Below are 6,715 nucleotides of genomic sequence, written 5' to 3'. Positions count from 1 at the left end.
TGCACGGCGTAACCGAGCGCCACACCCAGCGCGATCGTCATGACGGCGACAATTGCGCGCCCGCGCTGACTGCGCCACTCGGCCTCCAGCAGCCAACGGGCAAGCCGCCGGCTGCCGCTCACGGGCGTAGACCCGGGCCGCAGGGCGTCACTCATGGGACGAACGAACCCGCTGCACGTCGGCATGCCCGGCGGGATGCAAGCCGCCGTCGCTCAGGATCAGCACGCGGTCCGCAACCGCCGCCGCGGCGACGGAGTGCGTCACTATCATGGTCGCCGCGCCGTTCGCCTTGGCCTCGGCGCGAAACAGGGCGAGCACTTCGTGAGCCGTGTCAGGGTCGAGATTGCCCGTAGGCTCGTCCGCCAGAATCAGCCGCGGACGATGCACCAACGCGCGAGCGATCGCCACCCTCTGCAGCTCGCCGCCGGACAATTGCCGCGGGAAGTCGTCGCCGCGCCCAGCGAGGCCGACTGCTGCCAGCATTTCCACGGCATGGGCTGGCGGCAAATTGTTGAGCAGCAGCGGCAGGGCGACGTTCTGCGCAAGCGTCAGATGCGGCAGCACATGAAACGCCTGGAAAACGAAGCCGAGCTTTTGCCGCCGCAAACGGGTCGCCGCATCGTCGTCGAGCCCCGAGACCATCGTGCCATCAATCAGAACCTCGCCGCTATCGGGCGCGTCGAGTCCTGCGATCAGATTGAGCAGCGTCGATTTGCCGACACCCGAGTCGCCCATGATCGCCACGAACTCACCAGAGTCGAGCATGAAGTCAAGCTGTGCGAGGACCACGCGGGCGGTCCCGTAGGCTTTGCTCAATCGTCGGCATTCGAGCGCCGGAGCAGGGCATTCATCGCGAACGCGCATCGGTATCAGTGGTGTTCAGTTCAGAGGAAGGGAAGCGGGAGGCGCCATCGGCGTTGTCATTGCGGTTGACGTCGCGGTTGCCATCTTAACCGGCGCGGCCGATTGGCGTGCGCGGCGCCGGCAAAGCCGGCCGCGCGGGGCGTGGGCATGGCGTGTGCTACCCGGTAATTCGCCTGTTGGCGAAACGCCTTTGACCCAGATTAAGGATATGAAGATGAAAGCAAAGACACTCGTGTGCGCTGGCGCGCTCGTATTCACCTGCTGCGCAGTCCCGCTTGCGCAGGCGCAGATTGCCGGCGTTCAGCCGCTCGGTGGCACGGTGGAAGAAACCAACGGCCTGCTGCACGGCTGGAGCGTGCGCAAGGCGCTGGTCGATGAGCCGGTCTACAACGATGCCAACGACAACATCGGCAAAATCTATGACCTGATCATTGCGCCCGACCGCAAGGCGACGTACGCGGTGCTGTCGGTGGGCGGCTTCCTCGGCATGGGCATCCATTACGTGGCCATTCCGATTGACCGCTTCGACATCCGCAACGGCAATCTCTATCTGGCGGGCGCCACCAAAGAAGCGTTGAAAAACCTGCCGGAATTCCAGTACAACAAGCTCGAGAAGGCGACCAAGCCGCATAAGGTCAGTCAGCAATAATCCCTGCCGCAATACCGTCGAAAGGTGCCGCGCTCACTCGCGCGGCACCAGCGCCTGACGCCGCGTTTCGAGCTGCGTGATGACGCGCTGAAGCATCCGTTCGGCGGGCCCGGGCAGTGCGGCAAACCTGCAGCCCATCACGAAGCGCCGCTCGCCACCCGCACTCGTAAAGTGCCGGGGCGCGACAATTTCCAGATCGAGCTTGAGCGTACCGAAGTCGCCAAGCTGCAATGTGACATCCCTCAAGACGTAGCCCGCATCGAGCGTGCCGAAACGTGCATTCGCGGTTCGCAGTGCAACACCGCCCAACGACAGGTCCTGCATCTCCACCTTGAACGAATCGCCATCCGCGTAACGTCCGCTGACGACGTACGGATCGAGTGCGGGCGTCTGCACTCGGAAATACTCACGACGCTGGACATAGTAGAGAAGCGCGGGGAACGGCGCTTCGAAAGCAAGCCGCCCTTCGAAGACGACGGCCTTGGCCGCGTCCGTAGCGAACTCGACCCGAATGCCGCCGGGCAAGCTGCGGAACGTCAGTTGCTTCGCGCCCGGCAAGGCGCGGTTGTCGACGGCGACGCTACCGGCATCGAAAATAAAACGGGCATTGCGCGAGTCGACCTCGAGCACTTGCGTGACGATCTGCCGTCCTTCGAATTCCGCCGTGACGAAGTCCCCGCCTGATACGAGCTTGCGAAGGCACACCGCAATCTGCAATGGATGGCGCTGCGCGAAGTCCGGATGAATATCGCTCGCCGGTTCGGCTATGTCGGAATCGAGCAAAAGGTCGTCAATCATCGTGGTCCCCATGGACGTTGCGGCCCTGATACGGCCCGGTTTTTTAGTCGATGAACGCGGGAGAAATCACCCCCGGCGTCCGTCTCTACAGGCTGTACCGCAGGGATCGTGCCATGTGAATGACAGATAACTTGTGATCGCGGGAAGCAGGGCGCAGAGCCTTGTGGGACGGGACTTTCGAGGCAATGCAGCGGCCGCTTCGCAGCAAGCATCGGAGGGTGCCGCTACGTAACGGCCACAGGATTGTTACGGGCCACGCGGACGATGGACGGACGAAGCCGAACGCCTCCTGCCGATACGCGCCAGAGCGCGTGTTCTGCACCGTGCTAAATCGCAAGCAGCCCGTGCGATTTGAACAGCGCCGGCAGGCGCGGCGCGGCACTATCACCTGACACACACGGCTCGCCGGGCTAAGTCCCCGGCCGACCGCGCATTCGCATTTACCTGTCCGCACGGAGGTACCGCATGACTACCGCAGCTGACTACCTGGTCGCCACGCTTGAGCATGTCGGCGTCAAGCGCATTTTTGGCGTCGTCGGCGATTCGCTGAACGGCATCTCCGACTCGCTGCGGCGCCGTGGCAAGATCGACTGGATTCACGTCCGGCACGAGGAAGGCGCAGCGTTTGCCGCCGGTGCCGAGGCGCATCTGACCGGGCAGCTCGCGGTATGCGCGGGCAGTTGCGGGCCAGGCAATCTGCACCTGATCAACGGGCTATTCGACTGCCAACGCAGCGGCGTGCCCGTGCTGGCGATCGCCGCGCATATCCCGAGCAGCGAGATCGGTATCGACTACTTCCAGGCTACGCATCCCGAGAGCCTCTTCAAGGAGTGCAGCCACTACGTCGAACTGGTGTCGAACGCCGAGCAACTGCCGCAGATCCTGACCCGAGCGATGCGGGTCGCGGTGGCGCGCCGCGGTGTGGCAGTCGTCGTGATTCCGGGCAACGTGGCGCTGTCGCTTACGATTGCCGAGGTGCCGGCCTGGGTCGTGCCCACGTGCGCGCCGGTGCTGCGCCCGAACGACGACGACATCGCCTGCCTCGCGGGCATGTTGCACTCGGCATCGAAGATCACGCTGATGTGCGGCGCCGGCTGTGCCGGTGCGCATGACGAAGTCGTGGAACTGGCGAAGCGCCTCAAGGCGCCAATCGTGCATTCGCTGCGCGGCAAGGAGTACATCGAGCACGACAATCCGTACGACGTCGGCATGACCGGCATGGTCGGCTTCGCTTCGGGCTATGCGGCGATGAAGGCGTGCGACATGCTCCTGCTGCTCGGCACAGATTTTCCGTACCGCCAGTTCTATCCCGACAACGCCAAAATCGCCCAGATCGACGTGCGCCCCGAAGCGCTCGGCAACCGCTGCTCGCTTGATCTCGGCCTGCTCGGCAGGGTGAAGGACACGCTCGCCGCGTTGCTGCCGGTGCTCAACGAAAAGACCGATACATCGCATCTCGAGAGCGCGCTCGAACACTACGCCAGCGCGCGCAGGGACCTGGACTCGCTGGCCGAAAGCAATCCGTCGAGCACGATGATTCATCCGCAATACGTCACGCGTCTGGTCAGCCAGCTCGCGGCGGATGATGCGATTTTCACCTGTGACGTCGGCACACCGATCGCATGGACCGCGCGCTATCTGAAGCTGAACGGCAAGCGCAGGCTGATCGGCTCGTTCAACCACGGCTCGATGGCCAACGCGCTGCTGCATGCGATCGGCGCCCAGGCAGCGTTTCCGGGCCGCCAGGTTGTGTCGATGTCCGGTGACGGCGGCTTTGCGATGATGATGGGCGAATTCCTCACGCTGGTTCAGGCCGGCTTGCCCGTGAAGGTCGTGGTCCTGAACAACGGCACGCTCGGCTTCGTCGAAATCGAAATGCGCGCGTCGGGCTTCATCGACACCGGCACCGAGCTGATCAACCCTAACTTCGCAAAGATGGCCGAGGCGATCGGTGTGAAGGGCATTCGCGTCGAGAAGCCGCAGGACCTTGAAGCGGCACTCGCCGCAGCGTTCGCGCACGATGGCCCGGCGCTCGTCGACGTGGTCAGCGCACGCGAGGAACTCATCATGCCGCCGAAGACGACGATCGACGAAGCGTGGCATTTCGGGCTCTTCATGATGAAGTCAGTGCTGGACGGCCGCGGCAAGTCGCTGATCGACCTGGCGAAAGTGAATCTGACGCGCTGATGCTGGCTACCCGTTCTGGTTCACGCATGCGCTGCGCCACGCCTGGGCCGCACACGCCGAAGCCGCCCTCCAACGCCGTTACAGCGGAAAGCGCACGCCTGCAGAAGGCGCCGGCGCGCGGGTGTGAAGCGGCTTTGAGCCTCTTGATGTGCGCGCTGCTAACGGCGTGCTCGGGCTCGCCGTCGGTGGGGATCCTCGGCGCGTATTTTCCGGACTGGCTGTTCTGCGTGATCGGAGGCACGGTGCTGACGGCCGTCGTGCATGTGTTGTCGTACCGCCATGGTTACGGTAGCTGGCTTACGCCCCCGGCGATCGTCTATCCCGCGCTGACGGTGCTCTTTTCGATTGTGCTCTGGGCCGTTGGCTTCAATCTGTGACAGACGGTGCAAAATATGAGTACTAACACGACCGCGCCAATCGGCTCCGGTACAACAAAGCCTCGACCCCGCACCTGGCCAGCGATCCTGCTGATCGTGCTGGTGGTGGCTGCTGCAATCGCGGCGATCTGGCGCGTCGACACGGTACCGCGCACCGACGATGCCTATGCCTATGCGGACACCATCGGCGTATCGCCGGAAGTGAGCGGCAAGATCGTCAACCTGGCCGTGCGCGACAACCAGCCGGTCAAACAAGGCGATCTGCTGTTCCAGATCGACCCGCGTCCATATCAATACGCGCTGGCGCGGGCACAGGCTTCACTCGCGCAACTCGACGCGCAGATTCCGTTGACCCAGCGCAGTGTGAACGCGCAGACCTTCGCTGCTGCCGCAGCGAAGTCGGCGGTCGTGCGTGCCCAAGCCGCGGCGAACCAGGCAAGCGATACGCTCGCCAGAATGGCGCCGCTGATCGGCAAGGGCTATATCTCCGCCGACGACCTCGATCGCGCGCGCACCGCACAGCGCTCCGCGCTAGCGGAACTGGCGGCGGCCGAGTCGCAGGAACGCGAAGCGCAGGCGGCCGTCAGTAGCGTCGATGCGCTGGTGGCGCAACGCTCGGTGTTGCAGGCTGAAATCGCGTCGGCGCAGCTCAATCTCGAGTACGCGACGGTACGGGCGCCATTCGACGGTCGCGTCGTGCAACTGACCACGTCGGTCGGACAGTTCGTCTCCGCACAAAAGCCGGTCTTCACACTGATCGATACACGGCACTGGTATGTGATTGCGAATTTCCGCGAGAACGAGCTGCGCAATATCCGTCCCGGCACACCGGCGACGGTCTACCTGATGAGCGACACCGGGATTCGCTTTAGCGGCTCGGTGGATTCGATCGGCTATGGCGTCGATCCGCAGGATGGCGGCGCCACGGCGAACGGCCTGCCGAATATCCAGCGCAGCATCAACTGGGTCCATGTCGCGCAGCGTTTTCCGGTGAAGATCGTGATCGATCATCCTGATCCGCGGCTATTCCGTATCGGCACGTCGGCGGTAGCGGTGTTGCATCTTCATGCGCAAGATGCGGCAGACGATTCCGCGCACGACACGGCCGCCGCAAGCGGAGCACGGTCATGAGCACGGTGACCGGCTCGCGGCGCGAGCTCGCGTGGCCGCGCCCGCTGGCGCGTTTCGCGGCGTTTCTGCAGCGTGAACTTGCGGCGTTTCCCGGTCGCGGCAATGTCACGATGCGTTGCGTGCTGGGTAGCGCGATTGTGATCGTCACGTCGATGACACTGCAGGTGCCTGAACTGGCGCTCTCGATCCTGGTCGTGTTCTTCGTCACGCAATCGAACGTGGTGTTGTCGCGCGTGATCGCGCTGAACCTCGTGATTGGCTCGACCTGTGCGATCGCCAGCGCGATCGTGCTGTTCATGTTGACTTTCGACTACCCGCTGCTGCGCATCGCCGTCGCGAGCGCGGTATTTTTTTGCTGCACGTACCTGCTGCGGGCCGTCACGAAGTTCGGCCTGGTTTTCTTTATCACCGCGTTGATCGTCATCTATGCGCAGAGCTTCGCCGACCGGACCGATAACGCAGAAGCACTGGTGCGTGCCTGTCTGTGGGTATGGTCGGCGGTCAACTATCCGGTTGCCGTGGCGCTGATCCTCAATACGATCTTGCTGCCCGCCGAGCCTGAGCGGCAATTGCGGGCTGCCATGCACCGGCAACTCGCCGCGGCGCAGGCGCGTCTCGCCGCGCTGGTCGATCCAGATCAGGCGCCGGTCGCGATCAATACAACCGATCTGCAGCAGGGCGCATTGTCGTTGCAGAAGCTCATGCGCTT

General features: G+C 63.7%; 7 protein-coding genes. 5 read left to right on the top strand and 2 right to left on the bottom strand.

Going from position 1 to position 6,715, the window contains the following annotated elements:
* Positions 1–147: 147 nt before the first annotated feature.
* Positions 148–864, bottom strand: coding sequence for an ABC transporter ATP-binding protein (locus tag M0954_RS27535; RefSeq protein WP_297356651.1), 717 nt, complete (start codon positions 862–864; stop codon positions 148–150).
* A 214-nt stretch (positions 865–1,078) separates the two neighbouring features.
* Here M0954_RS27535 and M0954_RS27530 point away from each other — a divergent pair, with 214 nt between their 5' ends.
* Positions 1,079–1,513: a PRC-barrel domain-containing protein gene (locus M0954_RS27530; RefSeq protein ID WP_122155996.1), complete on the top strand. Its 435-nt coding sequence runs from the start codon at positions 1,079–1,081 to the stop codon at positions 1,511–1,513.
* 33 nt (positions 1,514–1,546) lie between these two features.
* On the opposite strand, the gene M0954_RS27525 is transcribed toward M0954_RS27530, so the two are convergent.
* Entirely contained in the window at positions 1,547–2,311 is a 765-nt protein-coding gene (locus M0954_RS27525) for a flagellar brake protein (RefSeq protein WP_297356649.1), read from the bottom strand.
* A 465-nt stretch (positions 2,312–2,776) separates the two neighbouring features.
* On the opposite strand from M0954_RS27525, the gene poxB reads away from it, so the two are divergent.
* From poxB to M0954_RS27505, 4 genes are all read left to right on the top strand, one after another.
* Positions 2,777–4,498 carry a ubiquinone-dependent pyruvate dehydrogenase gene (poxB, locus tag M0954_RS27520; RefSeq protein WP_297356647.1) on the top strand — a complete coding sequence of 574 codons (1,722 nt, stop codon included), beginning with the start codon at positions 2,777–2,779 and terminating at the stop codon, positions 4,496–4,498.
* Positions 4,498–4,875: a YtcA family lipoprotein gene (locus tag M0954_RS27515; RefSeq protein ID WP_133894754.1), complete on the top strand. Its 378-nt coding sequence runs from the start codon at positions 4,498–4,500 to the stop codon at positions 4,873–4,875. Before poxB ends, M0954_RS27515 begins: the two co-directional genes overlap by 1 nt.
* Positions 4,876–4,890: 15 nt before the next feature.
* On the top strand, positions 4,891–6,006 hold the full coding sequence (gene mdtN, locus M0954_RS27510) for a multidrug transporter subunit MdtN (protein WP_122155993.1): 1,116 nt from the start codon (positions 4,891–4,893) through the stop codon (positions 6,004–6,006).
* The coding region (locus M0954_RS27505; protein WP_297356645.1) for an FUSC family protein at positions 6,003–6,715 on the top strand (713 nt) is incomplete at its 3' end. The genes mdtN and M0954_RS27505, both read left to right, overlap by 4 nt.

Source organism: Paraburkholderia sp. (assembly GCF_026225065.1).
Lineage (GTDB): Bacteria > Pseudomonadota > Gammaproteobacteria > Burkholderiales > Burkholderiaceae > Paraburkholderia.
The sequence above is the reverse complement of the archived record's forward strand: the minus strand, read 5'-3'. Positions and strand labels throughout refer to the sequence as shown.

Bases quoted from the DNA above. Each gene is read 5' to 3' on its own strand.
- poxB (WP_297356647.1), top strand. From the start codon at position 2,777: ATGACTACCGCAGCTGACTACCTGGTCGCCACGCTTGAGCATGTCGGC.
- M0954_RS27515 (WP_133894754.1), top strand. From the start codon at position 4,498: ATGCTGGCTACCCGTTCTGGTTCACGCATGCGCTGCGCCACGCCTGGG.
- M0954_RS27535 (WP_297356651.1), bottom strand. From the start codon at position 864: ATGCGCGTTCGCGATGAATGCCCTGCTCCGGCGCTCGAATGCCGACGA.
- M0954_RS27525 (WP_297356649.1), bottom strand. From the start codon at position 2,311: ATGATTGACGACCTTTTGCTCGATTCCGACATAGCCGAACCGGCGAGC.
- M0954_RS27530 (WP_122155996.1), top strand. From the start codon at position 1,079: ATGAAAGCAAAGACACTCGTGTGCGCTGGCGCGCTCGTATTCACCTGC.
- mdtN (WP_122155993.1), top strand. From the start codon at position 4,891: ATGAGTACTAACACGACCGCGCCAATCGGCTCCGGTACAACAAAGCCT.